The 23,061-nt window shown below is 72.4% G+C and carries 24 protein-coding genes; 11 read left to right on the top strand and 13 right to left on the bottom strand.

Translation table 11 applies throughout. The features are described 5' to 3' along the window. Window positions 1-68: 68 nt before the first annotated feature. The gene (locus O7617_RS17315) at window positions 69-1,655 is read right to left on the bottom strand and encodes an MDR family MFS transporter (protein WP_282256822.1); all 1,587 of its coding nucleotides are present in this window, start codon (window positions 1,653-1,655) and stop codon (window positions 69-71) included. Between the two features lie 112 nt (window positions 1,656-1,767). Here O7617_RS17315 and O7617_RS17310 point away from each other — a divergent pair, with 112 nt between their 5' ends. Continuing rightward, entirely contained in the window at window positions 1,768-2,448 is a 681-nt protein-coding gene (locus O7617_RS17310) for a TetR/AcrR family transcriptional regulator (protein WP_282256821.1), read from the top strand. Between the two features lie 159 nt (window positions 2,449-2,607). On the opposite strand, the gene O7617_RS17305 is transcribed toward O7617_RS17310, so the two are convergent. The 7 genes from O7617_RS17305 to O7617_RS17275 form a co-directional block, all read right to left on the bottom strand. Further along, window positions 2,608-3,117, bottom strand: coding sequence for a GNAT family N-acetyltransferase (locus O7617_RS17305; RefSeq protein WP_282256820.1), 510 nt, complete (start codon window positions 3,115-3,117; stop codon window positions 2,608-2,610). After that, a complete protein-coding gene (locus tag O7617_RS17300; protein WP_145779113.1) occupies window positions 3,114-3,329 on the bottom strand; it encodes a biotin/lipoyl-binding carrier protein in 216 nt (71 codons plus the stop codon). Before O7617_RS17300 ends, O7617_RS17305 begins: the two co-directional genes overlap by 4 nt. Before the next feature lie 422 nt (window positions 3,330-3,751). Then, complete coding sequence (gene rsrA, locus O7617_RS17295) at window positions 3,752-4,039, bottom strand: mycothiol system anti-sigma-R factor (RefSeq protein WP_030336658.1); 288 nt, start codon at window positions 4,037-4,039, stop codon at window positions 3,752-3,754. Between the two features lies 1 nt (window position 4,040). Then, a complete protein-coding gene (locus O7617_RS17290; RefSeq protein ID WP_282256819.1) occupies window positions 4,041-4,868 on the bottom strand; it encodes a sigma-70 family RNA polymerase sigma factor in 828 nt (275 codons plus the stop codon). Between the two features lie 419 nt (window positions 4,869-5,287). Beyond that, entirely contained in the window at window positions 5,288-5,905 is a 618-nt protein-coding gene (locus O7617_RS17285) for an alpha/beta family hydrolase (RefSeq protein ID WP_282256818.1), read from the bottom strand. A gap of 52 nt (window positions 5,906-5,957) precedes the next feature. After that, a complete protein-coding gene (locus tag O7617_RS17280) occupies window positions 5,958-6,350 on the bottom strand; it encodes a WhiB family transcriptional regulator (protein ID WP_145779111.1) in 393 nt (130 codons plus the stop codon). 196 nt (window positions 6,351-6,546) lie between these two features. Beyond that, the gene (locus O7617_RS17275; RefSeq protein ID WP_282256817.1) at window positions 6,547-7,257 is read right to left on the bottom strand and encodes an SOS response-associated peptidase; all 711 of its coding nucleotides are present in this window, start codon (window positions 7,255-7,257) and stop codon (window positions 6,547-6,549) included. Window positions 7,258-7,360: 103 nt separating this feature from the next. Here O7617_RS17275 and aroA point away from each other — a divergent pair, with 103 nt between their 5' ends. From aroA to O7617_RS17255, 4 genes are all read left to right on the top strand, one after another. Next, complete coding sequence (gene aroA / locus O7617_RS17270) at window positions 7,361-8,659, top strand: 3-phosphoshikimate 1-carboxyvinyltransferase (protein WP_282256816.1); 1,299 nt, start codon at window positions 7,361-7,363, stop codon at window positions 8,657-8,659. A 147-nt stretch (window positions 8,660-8,806) separates the two neighbouring features. Beyond that, window positions 8,807-9,817 (top strand): ribosome small subunit-dependent GTPase A, encoded by a 1,011-nt coding sequence (gene rsgA / locus O7617_RS17265; protein WP_282256815.1) that lies wholly within the window; start codon window positions 8,807-8,809, stop codon window positions 9,815-9,817. A 28-nt stretch (window positions 9,818-9,845) separates the two neighbouring features. Then, window positions 9,846-10,664 (top strand): histidinol-phosphatase, encoded by an 819-nt coding sequence (gene hisN / locus O7617_RS17260; protein ID WP_282256814.1) that lies wholly within the window; start codon window positions 9,846-9,848, stop codon window positions 10,662-10,664. A gap of 59 nt (window positions 10,665-10,723) precedes the next feature. Then, entirely contained in the window at window positions 10,724-11,578 is an 855-nt protein-coding gene (locus O7617_RS17255; RefSeq protein ID WP_282264767.1) for a hypothetical protein, read from the top strand. A gap of 319 nt (window positions 11,579-11,897) precedes the next feature. Here O7617_RS17255 and O7617_RS17250 read toward each other — a convergent pair whose 3' ends face one another. Continuing rightward, window positions 11,898-13,097: a glycosyltransferase gene (locus O7617_RS17250; protein ID WP_282256813.1), complete on the bottom strand. Its 1,200-nt coding sequence runs from the start codon at window positions 13,095-13,097 to the stop codon at window positions 11,898-11,900. 224 nt (window positions 13,098-13,321) lie between these two features. Here O7617_RS17250 and O7617_RS17245 point away from each other — a divergent pair, with 224 nt between their 5' ends. From O7617_RS17245 to O7617_RS17235, 3 genes are all read left to right on the top strand, one after another. Further along, window positions 13,322-14,320 carry an SDR family oxidoreductase gene (locus tag O7617_RS17245; protein ID WP_282256812.1) on the top strand — a complete coding sequence of 333 codons (999 nt, stop codon included), beginning with the start codon at window positions 13,322-13,324 and terminating at the stop codon, window positions 14,318-14,320. Further along, the gene (locus O7617_RS17240) at window positions 14,320-15,096 is read left to right on the top strand and encodes an ATP-binding protein (RefSeq protein ID WP_282256811.1); all 777 of its coding nucleotides are present in this window, start codon (window positions 14,320-14,322) and stop codon (window positions 15,094-15,096) included. The genes O7617_RS17245 and O7617_RS17240 overlap by 1 nt, the downstream gene beginning before the upstream one ends. A gap of 89 nt (window positions 15,097-15,185) precedes the next feature. Then, window positions 15,186-15,758: a DUF5709 domain-containing protein gene (locus tag O7617_RS17235; protein ID WP_282256810.1), complete on the top strand. Its 573-nt coding sequence runs from the start codon at window positions 15,186-15,188 to the stop codon at window positions 15,756-15,758. A 32-nt stretch (window positions 15,759-15,790) separates the two neighbouring features. Here the strand turns inward: O7617_RS17235 and O7617_RS17230 are convergent, their stop codons facing one another. Continuing rightward, complete coding sequence (locus O7617_RS17230; RefSeq protein WP_282264766.1) at window positions 15,791-16,444, bottom strand: response regulator transcription factor; 654 nt, start codon at window positions 16,442-16,444, stop codon at window positions 15,791-15,793. A gap of 14 nt (window positions 16,445-16,458) precedes the next feature. Further along, window positions 16,459-17,595, bottom strand: coding sequence for a DUF5931 domain-containing protein (locus O7617_RS17225; protein WP_282256809.1), 1,137 nt, complete (start codon window positions 17,593-17,595; stop codon window positions 16,459-16,461). 120 nt (window positions 17,596-17,715) lie between these two features. Here O7617_RS17225 and O7617_RS17220 point away from each other — a divergent pair, with 120 nt between their 5' ends. After that, window positions 17,716-18,171 (top strand): ATP-binding protein, encoded by a 456-nt coding sequence (locus tag O7617_RS17220; RefSeq protein WP_282256808.1) that lies wholly within the window; start codon window positions 17,716-17,718, stop codon window positions 18,169-18,171. Between the two features lie 20 nt (window positions 18,172-18,191). On the opposite strand, the gene O7617_RS17215 is transcribed toward O7617_RS17220, so the two are convergent. Then, complete coding sequence (locus O7617_RS17215) at window positions 18,192-19,130, bottom strand: ribose-phosphate pyrophosphokinase (protein WP_282256807.1); 939 nt, start codon at window positions 19,128-19,130, stop codon at window positions 18,192-18,194. Window positions 19,131-19,232: 102 nt separating this feature from the next. On the opposite strand from O7617_RS17215, the gene glpK reads away from it, so the two are divergent. After that, window positions 19,233-20,717: a glycerol kinase GlpK gene (gene glpK, locus O7617_RS17210; RefSeq protein WP_282256806.1), complete on the top strand. Its 1,485-nt coding sequence runs from the start codon at window positions 19,233-19,235 to the stop codon at window positions 20,715-20,717. A 14-nt stretch (window positions 20,718-20,731) separates the two neighbouring features. Here glpK and O7617_RS17205 read toward each other — a convergent pair whose 3' ends face one another. Next, window positions 20,732-21,565 carry a phosphoribosylaminoimidazolesuccinocarboxamide synthase gene (locus O7617_RS17205; protein WP_282256805.1) on the bottom strand — a complete coding sequence of 278 codons (834 nt, stop codon included), beginning with the start codon at window positions 21,563-21,565 and terminating at the stop codon, window positions 20,732-20,734. A gap of 139 nt (window positions 21,566-21,704) precedes the next feature. Between O7617_RS17205 and O7617_RS17200 the strand changes: the two genes are divergently transcribed. After that, a complete protein-coding gene (locus tag O7617_RS17200; protein ID WP_282256804.1) occupies window positions 21,705-23,036 on the top strand; it encodes an extracellular solute-binding protein in 1,332 nt (443 codons plus the stop codon). Window positions 23,037-23,061: the final 25 nt, after the last annotated feature.

Here is a 23,061-nt window from a genome sequence, read left to right as displayed (position 1 = left end):
GTTCCCGGGGAGAACGCACGCCGCGCCGCCCCGGGCGGGACGACGCGGCGTGCGACGCGGGTGTCGGATCAGGCGACGGGAGCCTTGCCGAGTGCGACCTCGGCCTCCTCCTCCGGGGTGGCCTGCGGCGGCGCCTCGTTGGCGGTCCGCAGCGGGATCTCCTTGATGAACCACGCGAGCACCGGGATCACGACGGTGAACAGCACCGCCCACAGGAACACGTGCGAGATCGCGTCGGCGAGACCGCCGAGCACCAACTCGCGCGCCTGGGCGGGCAGTTCCTTGAGCTTCGCCAGGTCCATGCCGGCGCCGGCCTCGCCGCCACCGAAGGCCCGACCACCCTCGGAATCGGCCAGCCGGTTGGCGAAGATCGCGCCGAACAGCGAGATGCCGAACGAACCGCCGATGGACCGGAAGAAGGTCGCCGCGCCGCTGGCCGCGCCGAGGTCCTTCTGCTCCACGCTGTTCTGCGCGATCAGCATCGACGTCTGCATGAGGAAGCCCATGCCGACACCGAGCACGATCATGTAGAGCGAGGACGTCAGCTTGCTGGTGTCGGTGTCGAGCATGGACAGCAGCACCATGCCGCCGGCCATCACCACACCACCGACGATCGGGTACGCCCGGTACTTGCCGTTCTTGGTGATCGCCCGACCGATGACCAGCGAGACGACGAGCATGCCGAACATCAGGGGCAGCAGCAGCAGACCGCTGTTGGTCGCCGAGGCGCCCTGCACCGTCTGCTGGTAGAGCGGCAGGAAGTTCATCGCGCCGAACATCGCGAAGCCGAGCAGGAAGCCGATCACCGAGATCAACGCGAAGTTGCGGTTGGCGAAGAGCCCCAACGGCAGGATCGGCTCCTGGACCCGGCGCTCCACGAGGCCGAACGCCACCAACGCGAGCACGGCCAGGACGGCCAGGCCGAGGATCTGCGGGGACGTCCAGTCGTACTCGTTGCCGCCCCAGGTGGTGATGAGCACGATCGCGGTGATGCCGACCGAGAGCAGACCCGCGCCGAGCCAGTCGATCCGGTGCTCGGTGCGGTACTTCGGCAGGTGCATCGTGGTGATCAGCACGAGGAGCGCGACCCCGCCCAGCGGCAGGTTCACGTAGAACGCCCAACGCCAGGAGAGGTGGTCGGTGATGAAGCCGCCGACCAGCGGGCCGGCGACCATGGCGATCGCCATGATGCCGGCGATCATGCCCTGGTAGCGGCCACGCTCGCGGGGCGGGACCAGGTCACCGATGATCGCCATCACGCCGACCATGAGGCCGCCGGCGCCGAGGCCCTGCACGGCCCGGAACGCGATCAGCTGGACCATGCCGTCCTGCGGGCCACCGAGCATGCCGGAACCGGCCATGCCGCAGAGGGCGGAGCCGACGAGGAAGATGACGACCGAGGTCAGGAAGACCGACTTGCGGCCGTAGAGGTCACCGAGCTTGCCCCAGATCGGGGTGGAGACGGTGGTGCCCAGGACGTACGCGGTGACGACCCAGGTGAAGTGGTTGAGGCCGCCGAACTCGCCGACGATCCGCGGTAACGCGGTGCTGACGATCATGTTGTCGAGCATCGCGAGCATCATCGCGATCATCAGCCCGAACAGCACGACCCGGATGTTGTTGGGTCGCGTGCCGGCCTGGGTTGCCTGTGTCATGGGTAAGCTCCCCCCGAGGATTGCCATACTTACTTGCCGCCCGGCTAGTCACCTTACTAGCCGCACGGTAAGTTGGGCAGCAAGCAGCGGTCAAGCGAATCGGGGGGCGTGGGTGAGGGAGAGCACAGGCGGCGGCACGCGGCAGCGGATCAAGACCGTCGCGCTCGAGCTCTTCACCGAGCAGGGGTACGAGAAGACCTCGCTCCGGGAGATCGCCGAGCGCCTCAACGTCACCAAGGCCGCGCTCTACTACCACTTCAAGAGCAAGGACGACATCGTCGCCAGCTTCGTCGAGGACCGGCTGGAGCAGATCGACGCGCTGACCGCCTGGGCCGAGTCGCAGCCCGCGACCCTGGAGACCCGGCGCGAGCTGGTCGCCCGCTACGCCGAGACGATGTTCGGCGGCGAGATGCCGTCGGTGATGCGCTTCTTCGAGCAGAACCAGACGGTGCTGAAGAGTCTCGCCGCCGGCCAGCAGATGCGCGGCCGGATGATGACGCTCGCCGACGCGCTCTGCCGGGGTGACGACTCCCCCCGAGCCCAACTGCGCGCCACCCTGTCCCTGTTCGCGGTGCACGGCAGCTGGTTCGCGCTGCGCGCACCGCACATCAGCGACGACGAACGTCGCAAGATCGCTTTGGAGGTGGCCGACGAGTTGCTGGCCGCCATCGGTACCGACCCCGCCCCGCCCGCCCCGCCCGCGCCGCCCCCGCCGGCTGATCCGTCCGCGCCGCCCCCGCCGGCTGATCCAACCGCGACGCCACACCAGGGCGCGACCGGCCCGGCCAGCTGACCGGAGATCCGCGCAACATCAGGGTTGTTGCTGCCTCCGACGCGCGGGAGGCACCAAGAACCCTGATGTTGCGCGGATCTTGGCAACGGGCGCGGCACGGCGCGGGCACGGCACGGGCACGGCACGGCGCGGGCATGGGTGGCGCGGGCGGGCGGCGGTTCAGCCTCGGGTCAGACTCAGCCGCAGGCCGAGCAGGTCCACCCCCGGGGCCGGCGACCAGTCCTTCTCCGGCGCGCGGACGAACCCCAGCCGCTCGTAGAGCCGGTGCGCCGACTGGGCCAACCCGGCCCGGACGCAGATCACCACCGCCGTGCAGCCCAACTCGGTCGCCCGTGCCACACACGCCTGCGCCAACGCGGCCCCGACACCTCGCCCCTGAGCGCCCGGGTCGACAGCGAGCATCCGGAACTCCGCCTCACCCGGCCCGGACAGCTCGGCGAATCGGGTGCCCGGCAGCACGAAGGTCACCGAGCCGAGCACCGCGCCGGTCGCCTCGTCCACCGCGACCAGCACCTCGCCGCTGGCGGCCCGGGTCGACACGTCCGCCAGCACCGCACCGTAACCGTGCTCGCCCTTGAGCTGACCATCCGCCTCGTACGCGGCCACGGTCAGCCGAGCCACCGCCGGGAAGTCGGCCGGCTCGGCCGGACGGACCCGCAGCCCGGTCAAGCAATCACCGCGATCAGGTCGCCGTCCTGCACGACGTCGCCCTCGTGCACGGCGAGCTGCTGGATCACACCCTCGGACTCGGCGATGACGGGGATCTCCATCTTCATCGACTCGAGGATCACCAGGGTGTCGCCCTCGGCCACCGTGTCACCAGCCGTGGCGACGACCTTCCAGACGTTCGCCACCATCTCGGCGCGGATCTCCTCGGCCATGCCCGGGCCCTCCCTCTTCGCGATGTGTCTGCCGTCGTATCCAATCATGCGCCGAACAGCGGCGGGCGCACAGCGGCACAGCGGGATGGCACATCCGCCCTGGGGAAGGCGGCGGGTGTCGACAGCACTACCATCAGCGGGTCGGACCCGACGCCGGACGGCCGGTGGGTGCACCCGCTCCGAGGTCGTGCGCAGGACGGATCCGACCCATCACGAGGAGGTCAGCATGGCGAAGAAGTCCCGGAAGAAGAAGGCCCGTAAGAAGAGCGCCGCGAACCACGGCAAGCGCCCCAACTCCTGAACGAGTCGGCGGGCCCACGGCCCGTCACCGATCAGCCCGACCCGGCCGACGCCGGGCACACCGTTGGCCCGGGTCGAATCGACCCGGGCCAACGGTTTCGGTCAGTCAGACGCGTCGAGGCTCAGTCGGCCAGCTCGCGGGAGTCACTGGTCTCGAAGACCACCAACTCGGTGAGCTTGACCCGCAGCCGCTCGCGCAGCTCGTCCGGCGCGGTCTCGTTGCCGCAGCAACGCGCCACCAGCGCCCGCACCTCCTGCTCCAGCCCGTACTCGCGCAGGCAGGGCCCGCACTCGTCCAGGTGGTGCCGGATCAGCGAGCGCCGCTCGTCGGCGCACTCCAGATCCAGGTAGAGGTAGACCTCCGCGAGCACCTCGCGGCAATCCGTCTCGTGCGGCTCCCCACAGCTCACGTCACACCTCCCGGCCGGCAGCGGCGGCGCTGGAGCCCTTCGACGAGCGGGCGGCACTGAAGCCCCGCTCCCCGGCGTAGCGCTCAAGCAGCTTGCGCAGATTACGACGACCCCGGTGCAGACGCGACATCACGGTGCCGATCGGCGTGCCCATGATGTCCGCGACCTCCTTGTAGGAGAAGCCCTCGACGTCGGTCAGGTAGACGGCCAGGCGGAACTCCTCCGGCAACTGCTGGAGGGCCTCCTTCACGTCGCTGTCCGGCAGCCGGTCCAGTGCCTCGGTCTCCGCCGAACGCAACCCGCTGGAGGTGTGCGACTCGGCCTCGGCGAGCTGCCAGTCGGTGATCTCCTCGGTCGGCGCCTGGATCGGCTGGCGCTGCCGCTTGCGGTAGGAGTTGATGTAGGTGTTGGTCAGGATCCGGTAGAGCCAGGCCTTCAGGTTCGTGCCCTGCTCGAACTGGTGGAAGGCGGCGTACGCCTTCAGGTATGTCTCCTGGACCAGGTCCTCGGCATCCGCCGGGTTGCGTGTCATCCGCAGCCCAGCAGCGTAGAGCTGATCGACGAATGGCATCGCGTCCCGCTCGAATCGGGCCCTGCGCTCGTCCGTCTTCTCGGTGGTCAACCGCACATCCCCTCGCGTCGGATGCTTTCCCGCCGAGGATACGCGCACGGACCTGCCCGCAGATTCACTTCCGGCTGGTGTGCCCGTGCTCACCGCACCCACCCCGCCCGGCTGCGCCGTCGCGGGCCACTCCGGACCGTCCAGCAGCCGCTTCAGCTGCCGGGCGTCCCGCTCGTCCCGTTTCAGGCTCCGTGTCTCGGTCGGCACCGGTCACCCCCCTCGCAGAAAAGTCGTCCGGGGTTTGTAACGCGAGATGACCACTGGGGCATTCCAGCCGGCCCTCCCCCTTTCCTGGTCCCGGCCCCGACGGCGGCCGGCGCTGGGACCAGGAAGGGCCTGGGAGGACCGGTGCCGCCGACTCGAACCGGCCCGGTGGCACCATCCGATGCAACGACCCTCGCCCGGCACCGGAAACGGTCGCCCGGGGTGGAGCAACCCAGCCCGGCACCGGAAACGGTCGCCCGGGGTGGAGCAACCCAGCCCGGCACCGGAAACGGTCGCCCGGGGTGGAGCAACCCAGCCCGGCACCGGAAACGGTCGCCCGGGGTGGAGCAACCCAGCCCGGCACCGGAAACGGTCGCGCAGGGCGAAGCATCGCCGCGTGGCGTTGGTCCCGGCCGGGCTGGTCAGTCGAGCGCCCAGCCCTGGGCTCGCAGCCAGTCCCGTACGGCAGCGGCCGTTTCCACCGGATCGCGCCGCAGGTCGTGCGTCTCCCCCGGTCGGCTGACCACCTGCACCCCCGGCGTCGGCTCCGGGGTGCCGAACGGATCCCGGTCGCCGTTCACGACGAGCGTCGGCAGGCCGGTGCCCAGTTCGGCGGCGCGCGAGCGCTCCGGCCGCCCCGGCGGGTGCAGCGGGAAGGCCAACGCGACCACACCGGCCGCGCCCACCGCGCGGGCCGTCCGACAGGCCACCCGCGCACCGCTGGAACGCCCGCCGACCAGCACCGTCGACAGGTCGGCGTGCCGCTCACGCAGCACGGCGAGCACCGCCGTCCAGGCCTCGTCGAGGTGGCTCGCCGGTGCGGGCGCACGTCGACCGGCGACCCGGTAGGGCTGGGTCACCCGGACCACCACCAGGCCGGCTGCGACCGACGCGTCCCGGACCGCGAGCAGGTCGGGCGCGTCGACGCTGCCGCCCGCCCCGTGCCCGAGCACGAGTAGTGCGGTGGCCGGGCGGGTCGGCAGGTCGGTGGTGATCCCCGCCGGACCGCGCGGGGTGTCTGTATGGTCGCTGGTTGACACCGGCCCATTCTGCGCCGCGTGACGGACGGCAGGTGGCGGACCGGGCCGCTGGTCAGCTCAGCGGGACCAGGGTGAGTAGCCGGTCACGCACCGGCGGACCGGCGTCGTCGACGGCGTCCGGGTCAGGTTCGACCTCGCCCCGCCAGGCGACGAGCATCGCCCGCCGCTCGCGGGGCGTGGTGGCCCCCCAGACGCCATGGCAGTCACCGACGTCGAGGGCCCAAGCCAGGCAGGACCCCTGCACATCACAACTGCGGCACAGCGCCACCGCAGCGTCCGCCGGTTCGTTCGGTGCCGGAAAGAACGTCTCCGGATCGACGCTCTGACAGGTGCCCCTGGTGCGCCACGCGTCGTCTTGTCGCCGTTCCCGCACTGCCCGCAGCAGTCGCGGATCTCGCCGCGCCGCTGCCACCTCGTGCGGGCGGGGCATACGCGCCCGTGTCATCCACCCACCTCCCCCGTGGGACCGGCAAGATCGATGGACGTCGTCCGCCCCGTGCGAATCGACGGCCACTACCGGCGCTGTGTTCTATCGCACTTCGTGACGCCGGGACAAGGGTCTGCCGGGAACATGACTGAACAGCCGGGAGACGAATCGCGCTCAACCCCATCAAATCGGTGCGCGACGATATGCTTTCGCCTCAGAACAGGGTCAGCTCCTGCGGTGCCACCATCGGCGGGACCGGCACCCGGGCCGTCAACTGCGGGCCGTCGTTACGAACGTCGCCCACCGCCGCACCCACCGGCCGGATCTCCAACCCCGCCAACTGCTCGGCCGACGCCGGCGCCAGCAACCGCTCCGGCTCGTCGGTCGGCGCCAGCCACGACGACCACGCCTCGGGTGGCAACAGCACCGGCATCCGGTCGTGCACCTCGGCCAGGTCGCCGAGCGCCGCGGTGGTCAGCACGCTGAAGGTGAGCCGCGAATCGGCGCCGGACTCCCAGAGCGACCAGATGCCGGCGAGGGCGAGCACGGAACCGTCGCTGGGCGTCATGTAGTAGGCCTGCCGCCCGCCGTCGGGCTGACGCACCCACTCGTACCAGCCGTCGGCCGGGACCAGGCAGCGGCGGCGGGAGAACGACCCGGCGTACGCCCGACTGGTGGCCACCGTCTCCGCCCGCGCGTTGATCATGCGCGCGGCACCGGCGGCGGACCGGGACCAGTGCGGCAGCAGACCCCAGCGGCCGACGCAGAGACTGCGGTGCCCCTCCGGGCTCATCCGCACCAGCGGCACCCTGTCGGTCGGCGCGACGTTGTGGTCCGGTCGGAGCGGGCCGTCGGTGTCGTCGGACGACTCGAACAGCGCGCTCAACTCGCCGGAGCTCCGGGTCGTCGCGTACCTGCCGCACATGGTGCACACGCTAACGCGTCGGAGGCCCTGTCGGCTGTCCCGCCAACCGGGAGTCGGACCGCCGGCTCACGCCGCCCCCCGGCGGACACGGCAGAATGTAACCGTGGGGAACCTGACCGCGACCCGGCCGCCGCAGCCGTGGACCGCACCGACCGCTTCCGATCCGGTGGCGGCGACGCTGCGCCTGCCCGGTTCCAAGTCGATGACCGCGCGCGCCCTGGTGCTCAGCGCGCTGGCCGCCGGCCCGTCGACGCTGGCCAGGCCGCTCCGGGCCCGCGACACCGAGTTGATGGCGGCCGGTCTGCGCGGCATGGGCGCGCACGTGTCGATCAGCGACGACGAGCGGTGGCTCGTCCGGCCGCACCCGCTGGCCGGTCCCGCGCACGTCGACGTGGGGCTGGCCGGCACCGTGATGCGCTTCGTGCCACCGGTGGCCGGGCTGGCCGACGGGCAGGTCACCTTCGACGGCGACCCGTACGTCCGCACCCGGCCCCTCGGCCCGCTGGTCGCGGCGCTGCGCTCGCTGGGCGTCCGGATCGACGTCCCCGGCACGGGCAGCCTGCCGCTGACCGTGTTCGGCACCGGCCGGGTCACCGGGGGCGAGGTGGTCATCGACGCGTCCGCCTCCAGTCAACTCGTCTCCGGTCTGCTGCTGGCGGCACCGCGCTTCGACCGGGGCGTCGTGGTGCGCCACGTCGGGCCACCGGTGCCCTCCGCGCCGCATCTCCGGATGACCGTGCAGATGCTGCGTGCCGCCGGCGCGGCCGTCGACGACACCACCCCCGACGTCTGGACCGTCGAGCCCGGCCCGCTCAGCGGGCGCGGCTGGGACATCGAGCCGGACCTCTCCGGCGCGGTGCCGTTCTTCGCCGCCGCCCTGGTCACCGGTGGTGAGGTGACCCTCCAGGGCTGGCCGCACAGCAGCGCGCAACCGGTCGAGCAGCTCCGCTCGCTGCTGCAACGGATGGGCGGCGAGGTCAGCCTCTCCACCGACGGGCTGACCGTCCGGGGCACCGGTGTCGTGCACGGCCTGACCGCCGACCTGTCCGACGTCGGCGAGCTGACCCTCGTGCTGACCGCGCTGGCCATGCTGGCCGACTCGCCGTCGGTCTTCACCGGCGTCGGCCACATCCGCGGCCACGAGACCGACCGGCTCGCCGCGCTGGCGCGGGAGTTCAGCGGGCTCGGGGCGGACATCACCGAGACACCGGACGGGTTGGAGATCCGCCCCCGCCCCCTGCGCGGCGGGACCTTCCGCACCTACCACGACCACCGGATGGCGCACGCCGCCGCGGTGACCGGCCTCGCCGTTCCCGGCATCGAGCTGGACGACGTGGGGTGTACCTCCAAGACGATGCCCGAGTTCCCGGCACTATGGTCAGCGATGGTGACCGGAAAGTGAGCGTCCGGACGCCCACTGAGAGCTGACGCGAGAAGAGGACAGGTCCTGGCGACCAGACGGCGGGAGTACGACGAGGACGACGTACGGGTTCGGCCCGGAAAGTCGTCACGGCCGCGTACGCGCACTCGACCCCGGCACGCCGACGCCGTGGACGGCTTCGTCATCGCCGTCGACCGGGGGCGCTACACCTGTGTGCTGTCCGGCGCCGAGCGCGGCACGGTCGGGGCCGAGCTGCCCACGGTGACCGCGATGCGTGCCCGTGAGCTGGGCCGCAAGTCGGTGGTCGTGGGCGACCGGGTCAGCCTGGTCGGAGACACGTCCGGCGCGGAGGGCGCCCTGGCCCGCATCGTCCGTATCGCCGACCGCCGCTCGGTGCTGCGCCGCACCGCCGACGACGACGAGACCACCGCCGAGGGCCGGTTGGAACGGGTGGTGGTGGCCAACGCCGACCAACTGGTGATCGTCAGCGCGTTGGCCGACCCACCGCCACGTACCGGGTTCATCGACCGCTGCCTGGTGGCCGCGTACGACGCGGACGTCGAGCCGCTGCTCTGCCTCACCAAGGCCGACCTGGCCGGGCCGGAGGAGGTGCTCGGCTACTACACCGAGCTGGAGCTGCCGTACGTGCTGAACCGCCCGGACTCCGACCTGGGCGCGCTGCGCGCCCTGCTCAGCGGCCGGGTGTCGGTGCTGGTCGGGCACTCCGGGGTGGGTAAGTCGACGCTCGTCAACCGGCTCGTCCCGGACGCCGCCCGGGCGGTGGGCGTGGTGAGTGCGATCGGCCGTGGTCGGCACACCTCCACCAGCGCGGTGGCACTGCGACTGCCCCCGGTGCCCGGGGTGGACACCGACCCGGGCTGGATCATCGACACCCCGGGCATCCGCAGCTTCGGGTTGGCGCACGTGTCCGCCGACAGCCTGCTGCACGGCTTCCCGGACCTGGTCGAGGGCACCGTCGAGTGCCCGCCCAACTGCCAGCACACGGCGGACGAGACCGATTGCGCGCTCGACGCCTGGGTGGCCGCCGGCAAGGCCGACCCGCGCCGGCTGGCGTCGTACCGCAGGCTTCTCGCCTCCCGGGCCGGCGAGGGCGACGCGCGCGGTGACAGCGACCAGCGCGGGCCGGGCGAGGGTGACCGGCGCGGGCCCGACGAGTGAGCCGGCGGGCGTCGGCTAGGTTGCCGGGATGACCGGGTACGCCGACGACCTCGCCCTCGCCCACCTGCTCGCCGACCGGGCCGACGCCATCTCCACGGCCCGGTTCCGCGCGCTCGACCTGCACGTCGAGGCGAAGCCCGACCTGACTCCCGTCTCCGACGCGGACACCGCTGTGGAGCGCGAGATCCGCGCCCTGCTGGCCGAGCACCGGCCGGCGGACGGGTTGCTGGGTGAGGAGTACGGTGCCGAGCCGTCCACCGACCCGGACGGCCGCCGGTGGATCATCGACCCGATCGACGGCACCAAGAACTTCGTCCGCGGCGTGCCGGTCTGGGCCACCCTGATCGCGCTCTACGACGGCGACCTGCCGGCGGTCGGCGTGGTGTCCGCGCCGGCGCTGGGGCGGCGCTGGTGGGCGAGCGCGGGCGCGGGCGCGTACGCCGGGTCGGGCTCGGCCGACGGCGAACGGATCGGAGTGTCGTCGGTGCGCGAGGTGGCAGACACCAGCGTCTGCTACTCGTCGCTGGACGGCTGGGAGCGCGCCGGTCGGCTCGACGCGATGCTCGACCTGATGCGGGCGGCCTGGCGGAGCCGTGCGTACGGCGACTTCTACGGTTACATGCTGTTGGCCGAGGGAGCACTGGACGTGATGGTCGAGCCGGAGTTGTCACTGTGGGACGTGGCGGCGCTGGTGCCGATCATCACCGAGGCGGGTGGCACGGTCACGGATCTGGACGGTCGACCGGCACCGGCCGGCGTCCCCGGCACCGACAGCAGTGTGGTGGCCACCAACGGTGTACTGCACGCCGACATCCTCACCCGGCTCGATCGGCCAGCCGAGCGCTGACCCCCGGCAACCTCTATCCTCGCCAGGTGGTCTCCTCCGGCTGGTGCTTTCTCGCGACGATGATCGTCGCGTACGGCTTCGCCAACCTCCTCCAGTCGGTGGCCGCGGCCCGCACAACGGTCCACCACACCTTCGACCCGGGCCTGCTGCTGCGCCTCGCCGGGCACCGGACCTACCTGGTCGGCCTGGGCTGTCAGATCGCCGGCTTCGTGTTGGCCTTCCTGGCCCGGCGGGATCTTCCGCTGTTCCTCGTGCAGGCCAGCGTGGCGGCCGGGCTCGGGGTGACCGCGATCCTCGGCGTGCTGGTGCTGAAGTGGCGGCTACCGACGGCCGAGGTGGTGCTGCTGGCGTTGCTCTTCGCCGGGATCACCGCGTTGGTGCTGTCCGCCCGCCCCGCGCCGTCGCGGCAGCTCGGCACGGCCGGCTCGATCGCCCTGCTGGTGGCGCTCGGCGTCATCGCGGTGCTCGGGGTCTTCGCCGTCCGGCTGCAGGGGGCGCCGGGTTCGGTGGCCCTGGGCTCGCTGGCCGGGTTGGCATTCAGCTCGGCCGCGGTCGCCGCCCGGCCGTTGGCGTCCGCGTCGTCGGCCGAGGCGTTCCTCACCGACCCGTTGTTCTACCTGCTGATCGCCCACTCGGTGGTCGGTCAACTGCTGCTCGGCCTGGCCATGCAACGCGGTTCGACGACCGCGGCGGTCGCCGCGATGGACGCCGCCGGCGCGGTGCCGGCCGCGATCGTCGGCCTGCTGCTGCTCAACGACAAGATCTGGCCGGGTCGGGAGTGGCTGGCGGCGGCGGGCTTCCTGGTCACCCTGACCGCGGTGATCGGCCTGACCCGGTACGCGGAGCCGCAGCAGCAGCGCTCGGTGCCACGCAGCCGGGACCGGGCCATGGTCGCCGCCACCCGCTCCGGCTGACCCGGCTCAGCGGGCGTCCGCTGGTGTACGCCCCGCGCCCCGCGCCCCGCGCCCCGCGCCCCGCGCCCCGCGCCCCGCGCCCCGCGCCCCGCGCCCCGCGCCCCGCGCCCCGCGCCCCGCGCCAAGATCCTCACAACATCGGGGATGTTGCTGCCTCAGACACGCGGGAGACAGCAACATCCCCGATGTTGCGCGGATCTTGACGACGAGCCCCCGACGCGGGCGGCACGGCCCGACGCAGGCGGCACGGCCCGACGCAGGCGGCACGGCCCGACGCGGGCGGCACGGCCCGACGCAGGCGGCGTCCGGCCTCGGCGTTCTAGGCTTCGACCGGCTTGCGGCGGCTCACCACCCGTTCGTAGAGGCGTTCCAGCGCCCCGGCGGTCCGCTCCCACGTGTAGCTGCTGCGGACCCGGTCCACCGCGGCGTGCCCGTAGGCGAACCGACCGGCGTTGTCGGCGAGCAGCCGACGCAGCGAGATGCCCAGTGCCCGTACGTCGCCGGGAGGCACCAGCCGACCGGTGACCTCGTCGACGACGGCGTCCGCCAGGCCGCCCATGGCGTAGCCGATCACCGGTACGCCGCAGGCCATCGCCTCCAGTGAGACCCGCCCGGCCGAGGAGTAGTGCGGCGTGCAGGCGACCACGTCCGCCGACCGGTACCAGGTGGCCATCTGGTCGTGCGGCACCGCGCCGACGAGCCGTACCTGGTCGGCGACCCCGACCTGCTCGGCGAACTCCCGCAGCCGTCGTGCCTCGGCGTGGTTGGCGAGTTGGTCGGTCGGTGGCCCGCCGGCGATGACCAGTTCGGCGTCGCCGACCAGCCGCATGGCCCGGATCAGGTCCTCCTGACCGTGCCCCGCCGACAGCGACCCCACCGAGAGGATGCGGGCCCGCTGTTCGCGGGGCGCCGCCTCACCGTCGGGGTGGAACTGCTCGATGTCGACACCGGCCGGCACCAGCGCGACGGAGCTGCGTTGCAGGCCCATCCGGGTCAGCTCGTCGACCTCGTCGTTCGACTGGGCGACGGCGATGTCGACCGCCCGGGTCAGCGCCCGCTCCAGGGTGATCCGCTCCCCCGGCCCGTCGTAACGGCCGCCCAGGTGCCGCAGTTGCTCGACGCCGAGCGAGTGGAAGGTCTGGACCACCGGGATGTCGGTCTCCCGAACTGCGTGCGCGGCGGCCAGGCCACCGACCCAGTAGTGCCCGTGCACCACCTCGGGTCGCCAGGCGCCGGACCACTCGTCGGTCAACCAGCGGCCGAACTCCGTCACGAAGGGGATCAGCTCGGCGGTGGACAGTGGGGTGGGCGGGCCTGCGGGCACCCGGTGTACCTGGTAGCCGTCGACGTCGATCGTCGCCGGGAGTCCTGGATCGTCCCTGCGGTCGTAGAGCCGGACGTCGTGGCCCCGTTCGGTCAACTCGGTGGCGACCCGCGCGATGTGCTGACGGGTGCCGACCGGCGGGCCGTCGGCGTGGCGGTACGAACTGGCGTGCGCGCAGACGAGGCCGACGCGCATGGGTCACCTCCCTGCGATCTTTCCTCGGCAGTGGTCCTCCCGGTCAGAGCGTCCCATTAACCCCCCGACCCGGAGCCGAAACCTGGCAGATCAGGAAGAGTCCCCGCGAGTGCCGCCGACACTTGCGCCACAGCAAGCACAAAGGGCACAGCAGGTGACAGTTCGACGATGATCGACGACTGCCTGGTGGTATGACCAGGCCCGGCTGGGGGTACCGCCCAGGAATGCCGCTGACCCACACCCTCGACGATTCGACAGTTGTGATCACCGGCGCGTCCAGCGGGATCGGCACGGCGACCGCGTACGCGTTGGCCCGCCGGGGTGCCGCCGTCGTGCTGGCCGCCCGCAGCGAGCCGGCCCTGCGACAGGTCGCGCACCGTTGCTGGGAGTTGGGCGGCCGGGCGCTGGTGGTACCGACCGACGTGACCGATCTGGAGTCGGTGCGACGGTTGGCCGATCGGGCGGCGGCCGAGTTCGGCCGTATCGACGCCTGGGTGAACAACGCCGCGGTGAGCGCGGTCGGGCTGTTCGACGAGATCCCGGTGGCCGAGTTCCGCCGCGTGCTGGAGGTCAACCTGCTCGGGACGGTGCACGGCATCAAGGCCGCGCTGCCCCACCTCGAGGCGGCTGGCGGCGGTGTGCTGGTCAACAACGCTTCGGTGCTGGCCGAGGTGGCGATGCCCTACCAGTCGGCGTACAACGCCACCAAGCACGGCATCCGGGGCCTGGCCGACACGGTCCGGCAGGAGCTGCGGGTCACCGGTCGCGGTCAGATCTCGGTCTGCACCGTGCTGCCGGCCACGATCGACACCCCGTTCTTCCGGCACGCGGCCAATCACACCGGCCGCGAGCTGGTTCCACCGCCCCCGATCTACCCGCCGGAGGTGGTCGCCGAGACCATCGTCCGGCTGCTCCGTCGGCCGCGCCGGGAGGCGTACGCCGGTGGTGCGGCACGGCTGATCGGCCTCCAGTGGCGGCTGGCGCCCGCGCTGGTGGAACGCACCCTCGGCTGGTACGCCCATCGCACCCAGTTCGGTCCGGGAGCTCGGGTGGACAGCACCGGCAACGTGTTCCACGCCGACGCCGGTGCCCGCGGGGACGGCGGCTGGCAGGGCCGACGGCGTCAGCTGGTGCGGATGACCGCGGCCTTCGGCCTGGCCGCCGCCGGAACGGCTGTCGGCACGATGGCGGCGATCAACCGCCGATCGCGATCGGCGCGGTGATGACGGCCACCGAGCGTCCGAACGCGCGGGCGGTGACCGGCGCGGCGAACTGTGTCCTGGAGGCCGACGAGTCGTCGGCGGTGGTGCGGTTGACAGGTGTGCTCGACGCCGCCGGAGCGGAGGCGGTACGCCTCGCCCTGCTCACCAGACTGGCCGACCGGCCCGGTCCGGTGGTGGCCGACGTGACGGGGCTTCGGGTGGTCGACCCGACCGGGCGCAGCGTCTTCGCCGAGGTTCGCCGGGAGGTCGCCGACTGGCCGGCAGCGGATCTGCTGTTGTGCGACCCGGCGGTCGCCCGGCCCGAGCCCACGACGGTGGCCGGTGTGCCGGCCTGGCCGACGGTGGACGGCGCGCTGGCCGCGGCCGCGGCGACGCCCCTGGCGGCGGTGCTCACCGTCGACCTCGCTCCCACCGTGGGGGCCGCCCGGCCGGCCCGCGAGCTGGTCACCACCGGTTGCCGACGCTGGGGCACGCCGACGTTGATCGACCCGGCGTGCATCGCGATCACTGAGATGGTCAACAACGTGGTGGCGCACGCCCGGACCCCGATGACCGTGCGGCTCGCTCCTGCGGACAGCACCCTGCACCTGGCGGTTCGCGACCACTCGCCGCTGCTGCCGACGTTCGCCGGCCTGTCCCCGCCGGACCGGGCCGGCGGCCGGGGTCTGTTGCTGATCGACACGGTGGCCCGTCGCTGGGGCAGCAGCGCGGTGGGGGACGGCAAGGTCGTCTGGTGTGTTCTGCACCCCGACGACGAGGCGGCCCACCTTGACTGACGGGTGTTCCGTGCCCGGGTGCCGGTTTCGCCACCGCACGGCCTGCGGTGCTCCGGTTATGGCGGGAGGGCAGCGGGTAGTGATCAGACATGCGCGACGACGAGTACCCGACCCCCGTGTCCGACACCGAGGCGCAAGGCCTGCCCGACACCGCCGACGACGACTCGACCGCCAACGACGACGTGCTCACCGGGCGCGAGGCGGACGGTCCGGACCCGGCCCAGTTGCCCGGCGACCGTACGCCGGTCGCGGTGGACCGGTTCGGGACGACCGCCGAGGAGCAGCTCGACGGTGAGTCGTTGGACTACAAGCTCGGACGGGAGGTCTACGAGCGCCCGGCGGACGACCCGCTCGCGGGGACGATCGACCCGAAGATCGCCTTCGAGGCGGACAACCTGGAGGCCGCGGCGGAGGCACAGCTGGACGCCGACGTGATCGACCCGGGGCCGACCTCGGACCCGAACTCGCCGGTCTCCCTCTACGACCACGGCCAGCTCGGCACGGTGGCCGACGCCACGGTCGGCCGGCTGGTGGAGCCGGACGAGGGGTCGCACACCGACCAGGAGACCGACTCGGTGGCGTACGACGCGGGCTCGGCCGGTGGCGGGGCGACCGCCGAGGAGTTGGCCATCCACGAGACGGAGCCGCCGCGCTCGGTCTGACGCCACCCGTCGAGCACGGACGCTCGTCCCGGTCAGTCGTCCAGGCCCCGTTCGATGGCGTAGCGGGTCAACTCGACCCGGTTGTGCAGTTGCAGCTTGCCCAGGGTGTTCTGCACGTGGTTCTGCACCGTGCGGTGCGACAGCCCGAGCCGCTGCGCGATCTGCTTGTACGACAACCCCTTCGCCACCAGCCGCAGCACCTCCGTCTCCCGGTCGGTGAGCCGGGGCGCGGCCGGCTGCGCGCCGCCGCTCGGGTCGGCCGCCTGCCCCGGGCCGGCGGCCAGCCGGCGGTACTCGCCGAGGACCAGTCCGGCGAGGCCGGGGGTGAAGACCGTGTCGCCGGCGGCGGTGCGGCGGACCGCGTCGAGGAATTCGGCGGGCGCCGTCGACTTCACCAGGTAGCCGGTGGCCCCCGCCTTGACGGCGTCCAGCACGCTCTGCTGTTCGCCGCTGGCACTGAGCATCAGCACCCGTACGTCGGGCAGGGCCGCCCGCAGACCCAGGATCACCTCCACGCCAGAGATGTCCGGTAGCTGCAGGTCGAGGACGACCACGTCGGGCCGGGCGGCGGCGGCCACCCGGACGGCCTGTCGTCCCTCGCCGCTGGTCGCCACCACCAGGAAGCCCGCCTCGGTGAGGTCGCGGGCGACGCCCTCGCGCCACATCGGATGGTCGTCGACCACCATCACCCGGGTCGGCGTCACCGCTGTGCCCTCGGCACCGTCAACTCGATCTCGGTACCGGCGTCGGGGCCGGACACGATCCGTACCGTCCCGCCCACGTCGGCAACCCGCCCCTGGATCGACTGGGTCACCCCGAGGCGGCCCTGCGCGGCGGCCTCGGCCAGCCGGCCGGCCGGGATACCCGGGCCCTCGTCCCGGATCGACACGGTCACCGTCGCCCCCTCGTCCTCGATCAACACCCAGGCCCGCCCACCGGCGTGCCGCCCCACGTTGTCCAGGGCCGCGCCGGTCGCGGCGGCCAGCTCACCGGCCACCCGCCGAGGCAGCGGCACCGGGGTGGCCGGCGCGGAGAGCGCCACCGCCGTCGAGGCGTACCGGCTGAGCAGGCTCCGCAGGTCCACCGCCGCGACCTCGACGCCGTCGGCGAGCGCGGCGGCCGGGTCGGCGCCGACGATCAGCGCCCGCAACGCGGCCTCCTGCTCCCCCGCCAGCCGGGCCAGTTCGCCGGCCTCGCCCGGCAGGTCCGCGCCCCGCCGCTGGACCAGCGCCAGCACCTGGAGTACCGAGTCGTGGATGTCCCGGGCCAGCCTCTCCCGCTCCCGGGTGGCGGCCTCCAACTCGACAGCGCGTTGCATCCGTTCCTCGGCGTCCGCCGCGAGCCGTGCCACGTGCCCCACCACCACCCCGGCGAGCAGCATCAGGATCACCCCGGTGAACGAGGACTGGCTGACCCGCTCCCGGGTGGCCAGGTCCGCACCGGCCACCAGCAACGCGGCGATCGTGCCCCGCCGACGCCCGCCGGAGACGGCCCAGGCCAGCACCGGGCCGGCCATCCAGGCGACACCCATGGTGGGTACGCCGCCGCCGAGCGCCGCCCGACCGACCACCCACGGGGTGGCCGACACGACGGCCAGTACCACGCCGAGGTCGGCCAGCAGCAGTGGCCAGCGCCGCCAGGCGGGCCGGGCGTACCCGACCGCGGTCACCCCGGTCCACGCCGCCATCAGCAGGATCAGGGCACCGACGGCGTACGGGTGGGCGTACCGGTCGACGTCGCGCACCGCGAGCAGGCAGACGTACGCCAGGGACGCCATCCGGAACACGGTGAGCGCACGCCACAGGGGCACCTCGAATCCACCCGGCGGCGACGGCATGGCGGTCAGGATGCCACAACCGGACCAGCCGCCCGGCGAGCAGCGAGTGCGGTTCGGGAAACCCTGACGTACGGTGGAAATGCCGCGAAGTACTCCGAGATCCGCCGCCGGGACGGGCCCATGACCAACGCAGATCCGCACGCACCGCGTACGGTTGTGCCCATCGAACCTGCCCTCCTGATCGCTGACGCCTTTGACCAGGCCCAGGTGACCGACATTCGACACTCGGTCACCTCCTGCGCGCATGCCTGCGGGCTGACCGGTCAACGGCTGGACGACTTCGTGCTCGCGATCAACGAGTTGATCACCAACGCGGTCCGGCACGGTGGCGGGCGCGGCTGGTTGCGACTCTGGCACGAGGCGGACGCGCTGGTCTGCGAGGTGGCCGACCACGGGCACGGGATCAGCCCGCAGCGGCTGGGCGACCGTAGTCGGCCGGCCCCGGACACCGCCGGTGGCTGGGGTCTGTGGCTGGCCCGCGAGCTGACCGACGCCATGGAGGTGGTCACCGGCACCGCCGGCACCACCGTCCGGGTCACCACGGGTCTGGTCAGCCCCGACCGCACCACGTACTGACCCCCGCGCCGCCGCGCGGCTCAGCCGAAGAGCGCGGAGACGGACTCCCCGTTGTGGATCCGACGCATGGCCTCGGCCAGGGCGGGCGCCACCGACAGGACCTGCAACTCCGGCACCCGCTTGGCGGCCGGAATGGGCACCGTGTTGGTGCAGACGATCTCCAGGACGCCGTCCTGCTCGCTGAGCCGACGCAGGGCGTCGTCGGAGAAGAGGCCGTGCGTGCACGCGAGCCGGATCGACCGGACCTTCAGGCCCCGCAGATGCTCCATCAACTCGATCACCGTGCTGCCCTTGGCGATCTCGTCGTCCAGCACGATCACGTCCCGGTCGGCCACCTCGCCGATCACCGCACTGATCTTGACCAGGTCGTCGCTGAACCGCTGCTTCGCCCCGGCCGCGACCGGCGTGCCGAGCAGCCGGGCGAAGGCCGCCGCCTCTTTGGCGTTGCCCAGGTCCGGTGAGACCACCACGGTGTTGCTCAGGTCGTAGCGCTGGAAGTGGGTGGCCAACTCGCGCAGCGCGTGCAGGTGATCAACGGGCACGCTGAAGAAACCGTGCACCTGCGGCGAGTGCAGGGTCATCGCGAGCACCCGGTCCGCCCCGGCCGACGTGAGCAGATCGGCGACCAGCCGGGCGCCGATCGAGATCCGCGGCGCGTCCTTCTTGTCCGACCGGGCGTACGCGTAGTGCGGCAGGACCACGGTGATCCGGCCGGCGGAGGCACCCCGCGCCGCGTCGATCATCAGCAGCAACTCGACCAGGTTCTCCTGCACCGGCGGCACCAGCGGCTGGATCAGGAAGACGTCCCGCTCGCGGCAGTTGGCCTGCAACTGCACTTCCAGGCAGTCGTTCGCGAACCGGGAGACCCGCACCGGATGCAGCGGCACCCCCAGGTGGGCGCAGATCTCGGCAGCCAGGTCGGGATGGGCGGTTCCACTGAAAACGGCGATGTCGCGCACGTTCGCACATCGTAGGCGACGCGGAGCGCGGCGGACCGCAGCGGGCCGAGACCGGACGTGACGCAGCTCGCACCATGCCGTCGGTCCGGGTACGGTGCTGCGGTGACCCCCCAGTACGTCGCCGCCATCGACCAGGGCACCACCTCCTCCCGGTGCATCGTCTTCGACCAGGCCGGGGAGATCGTCGCCGTGGCCCAGCGCGAACACCGGCAGATCTTCCCCCGGCCCGGCTGGGTGGAGCACGACGCCGAGGAGATCTGGGACAACGTCCAGCAGGTCGTCTCCGAGGCACTGCGTGCCGCCGGCACCGACGCGACCGGCCTGGCTGCCGTCGGCATCACCAACCAGCGGGAGACCACCGTCGTCTGGGACCGCTCCACCGGCCGACCGGTGGCCAACGCCATCGTCTGGCAGGACACCCGCACCGGGCCGCTGCTGCGCGAGCTGGCCTCGGCGTACGACGAGGAGCGTTTCCGGACCCGCACCGGCCTGCCGCCGGCCACCTACTTCGCCGGGCCGAAGCTGCGCTGGCTGCTGGACGAGGTCGACGGTCTGCGCGAGCGCGCCGAACGCGGCGAGGTCCTCTTCGGCACCATGGACAGCTGGCTGATCTGGAAGCTGACCGGCGAACACGTCACCGACGTGACGAACGCCAGCCGGACGATGCTGATGGACCTCGCCACCCTCGACTGGGCGCCGGACCTCCTGGACGCGATGGGCGTCCCGGCGGCGATGCTGCCCGAGATCCGCTGCTCCGCCGAGGTGTACGGCCACGCCACCGGCGTGCTCGCCGGTGTGCCGGTGGCCAGCGCGCTCGGCGACCAGCAGGCCGCGCTGTTCGGGCAGACCTGCTTCCAGCCGGGCGAGGCGAAGTGCACCTACGGCACCGGCAGCTTCCTGCTGCTCAACACGGGGGCCAGCCCGGTCCCATCGACGCACGGCCTGCTCACCACGGTCGCCTACCGGATCAAGGACCAACCACCGGCGTACGCCCTGGAGGGCGCCATCGCGGTCACCGGCTCGCTGGTGCAGTGGCTCCGCGACAACCTCGGGCTGATCTCCACCGCCGCCGAGGTGGAGGACCTGGCCCGCACCGTGGACGACAACGGCGGTTGCTACGTGGTGCCGGCGTTCTCCGGGCTGTTCGCCCCGCACTGGCGCAGCGACGCCCGTGGCGTGATCGCCGGTCTGACCGGCTACATCACCAAGGGGCACCTGGCACGGGCCGTGTTGGAGGCGTCGGCGTGGCAGACCCGCGAGGTGGTCGACGCGATGAACGCCGACTCCGACGTGGCTCTGCGTCGGCTCCGGGTGGACGGCGGGATGACCGCCAACGAGTTGCTCATGCAGTTCCTCGCCGACGTCCTCGACGTGCCGGTGGTCCGGTCCCGGATCACCGAGACCACCTGCCTGGGTGCCGCGTACGCGGCCGGTCTGGCGGTCGGCTTCTGGCCCGACCTGGCCACGCTGCGGGCGCAGTGGCGCTCCGACGCGCAGTGGGAGTCGACGATGACGCCGAAGCTGCGCGAGCAGGAGCTGCGCCAGTGGCGCAAGGCCGTGCAGCGCACCCTCGACTGGGTGGAGTGATCCCGGCCCGGGGTTCACTCCCAGCGGTTGCCGGTGAGCCTCTCGTAGACGTCGACGTAGCGGGCTCGGGTCGCCTCGATGACCTCGTCCGGCACGTCCGGGGCCGGGGGCTGCTTGTCCCAGCCGCTGCCGGTGGCCCAGTCCCGCACGTACTGCTTATCGTAGGAGAACTGCACCCGGCCCGGCTGGTACGACTCGGCCGGCCAGAACCGCGACGAGTCGGAGGTGAGCAGCTCGTCGGCGAGGACCAGGGTTCCGTCCGGCGCCCAGCCCAGCTCGATCTTGGTGTCGGCGATCAGGATGCCCCGGTCGGCGGCCAACTCGGCACCGCGCCGGTAGATGTCGAGGGTGATCTGCCGCAGTCGCTCGGCGGTGGCCTCGCCCACCTTGGCCACCACGTCGTCGTACGTGATCGGCTCGTCGTGCTCACCCGCCGGTGCCTTGCTCGACGGCGTGAAGATCGGCTCGGGCAGGATGGACGCCTCGGCGAGCCCGCGCGGCAGACGTACGCCGGAGACCGCGCCGGTCCGCTCGTACTCCCGCAGACCGCCGCCGGTGAGGTAGCCGCGAGCGACGCACTCGACCGGGACCATGTCCAACCGTCGACAGCGGATCGCCCGTCCGGCGAACTCGGCGGGCACGTCAGTGGTCGAGATGACGTGGTTCGGCACCAGGTCGGCGAGCTGCTCGAACCACCAGAGCGACAGCGCGGTGAGCAGGCGACCCTTGTCCGGGATCGGCGTCGGCAGCGGCACGTCGTAGATCGAGATGCGGTCCGAGGCCACCAGGATCAGGTCGTCACCGTCGGCGTAGACGTCCCGGACCTTGCCCGAGTGCAGAAGTTCCACGCGCCCTAGTACACCACGCGGCGTCGGTCAGCCCGATTCCACCACCCGCGCCACGGGGTGACCGGACGGACGTTGACACCTTCGTGCGCTGCCTGCGTGAATGGTCCGACCGCTGCCCTCGCAGGTCCAGGAGACCCCCGTGCCCGTTGTTCGCCCCCCGATCGACCGCCTCGGCGCCGACCCGGGCCGACGCCGACTGCTCACCGCGCTGCTCCGCGCTCCCCTGCTCGCCTCCGGTGGGCTGGCCGGGTGCAGCGACGGCACCACCACCTCGGCCGAGGACGGGCCGGTCGAGCTGTCGGTCTTCTGGTGGGGCAACGCCAAGCGGGCCGAGATCACCGAGAAGGCGCTGCGGCTCTACTCGGAGCGCAACCCCCGGGTCACCTTCCGGGTGACCTGGCAGGGGGTCGACGGCTACTACGACCGTCTGGCCACCCAGGCGGCGGGTGGGAACGTTCCGGACCTGATCCAGATCGACGACGCGATGCTGACCGAGTACGCCCGACGCCAGATCATCCTCGACCTCACCGACCGGGTCGCCGACAACCACCTGGACCTGCGGGGTCTGCCGGAGGGGCTGATCCGCTACGGCACGGTCGAGGGCCGGACGATGGCGGTGGCCGGCGGGCAGACCCACATGGGCGTGGTCTTCAACCGGGACCTGCTGCGGGAGTTGCGGGTGCCGGAGCCACGCGGCGGGATGACCTGGCCCGAGTACTTCTCCTGGGCGGGGCAGGTCACCGACGCCAGTGACGGCCAGGTGGCCGGCACCATGGACGCGTCCGGCGACTACCGGGCGCTGTGGCTCTGGCTGCGGTCGCAGGGCGGTGAGTTCTACCGGGGCAACCAGATCGGTTTCGGCGCGGACGAGCTGATCTCGTGGTTCGAGCTGTGGCAGCGGGCTCGCACCAAACGGGCCACCCCGGGCGGGGCGCTCGTCGAGCAGGCGGACAGCGGAGAGCCGGGCCGGCAGCCGGTGGTCACCGGGTTGACCGCCGCGTCCTTCGCCTGGTCCCACCAGCTGCCCGAGCTGCAGCGACTCACCGACGCCGAGCTGGGGCTGACCGGCCTGCCGGGGGCACCCGGCGCGCAGTGGGCGCGGGCGTCGATGTACTGGGCCGCCTTCCGCGGCACCCGCCACCCGGACGCCGTCGTCGACGTGATCAATTTCCTGACCACCAACGGCGAGGCCGGCACCGTGCTGGGCCACGAGCGTGGGCTGAACGCCAGCCTCGCCGTACGCAGTTACGCCGAGGGCAGCATCACCGACCCGGCCCAGCGACGGGCCGCCGAGTTCGGTGCCAGCATCGCCGACCTGCTCGGGCCCGCGCCGGCGCCACCACCGCAGGGGCATGCCAAGGTGCGTACCCTGCTGGTCACCGCCGCCGAGCGCATCCGCGTCAGACGAGACGGCACCCGGGAGGCGACCGCGCGTTTCCTGTCCGGGGCCATCGCGGCCCTCGCGGTATGACGCCCGCCCGCCGGGCTGAGCCCGG

The sequence above is a fragment of the Micromonospora sp. WMMD1155 genome, from assembly GCF_029581275.1.
In the GTDB taxonomy this organism is placed as follows: domain Bacteria; phylum Actinomycetota; class Actinomycetes; order Mycobacteriales; family Micromonosporaceae; genus Micromonospora.
This window is presented reverse-complemented; position numbering and strand designations above follow the sequence as displayed.

Coding starts and splice junctions, on each gene's coding strand:
- O7617_RS17220 (WP_282256808.1), top strand. CDS start 17,716: ATGACCAACGCAGATCCGCACGCACCGCGTACGGTTGTGCCCATCGAA.
- O7617_RS17300 (WP_145779113.1), bottom strand. CDS start 3,329: ATGGCCGAGGAGATCCGCGCCGAGATGGTGGCGAACGTCTGGAAGGTC.
- O7617_RS17315 (WP_282256822.1), bottom strand. CDS start 1,655: ATGACACAGGCAACCCAGGCCGGCACGCGACCCAACAACATCCGGGTC.
- O7617_RS17275 (WP_282256817.1), bottom strand. CDS start 7,257: ATGTGCGGCAGGTACGCGACGACCCGGAGCTCCGGCGAGTTGAGCGCG.
- O7617_RS17235 (WP_282256810.1), top strand. CDS start 15,186: ATGCGCGACGACGAGTACCCGACCCCCGTGTCCGACACCGAGGCGCAA.
- O7617_RS17280 (WP_145779111.1), bottom strand. CDS start 6,350: ATGACACGGGCGCGTATGCCCCGCCCGCACGAGGTGGCAGCGGCGCGG.
- O7617_RS17230 (WP_282264766.1), bottom strand. CDS start 16,444: ATGGTGGTCGACGACCATCCGATGTGGCGCGAGGGCGTCGCCCGCGAC.
- hisN (WP_282256814.1), top strand. CDS start 9,846: ATGACCGGGTACGCCGACGACCTCGCCCTCGCCCACCTGCTCGCCGAC.
- O7617_RS17240 (WP_282256811.1), top strand. CDS start 14,320: ATGACGGCCACCGAGCGTCCGAACGCGCGGGCGGTGACCGGCGCGGCG.
- O7617_RS17255 (WP_282264767.1), top strand. CDS start 10,724: ATGATCGTCGCGTACGGCTTCGCCAACCTCCTCCAGTCGGTGGCCGCG.
- O7617_RS17250 (WP_282256813.1), bottom strand. CDS start 13,097: ATGCGCGTCGGCCTCGTCTGCGCGCACGCCAGTTCGTACCGCCACGCC.
- O7617_RS17245 (WP_282256812.1), top strand. CDS start 13,322: ATGCCGCTGACCCACACCCTCGACGATTCGACAGTTGTGATCACCGGC.
- O7617_RS17225 (WP_282256809.1), bottom strand. CDS start 17,595: ATGCCGTCGCCGCCGGGTGGATTCGAGGTGCCCCTGTGGCGTGCGCTC.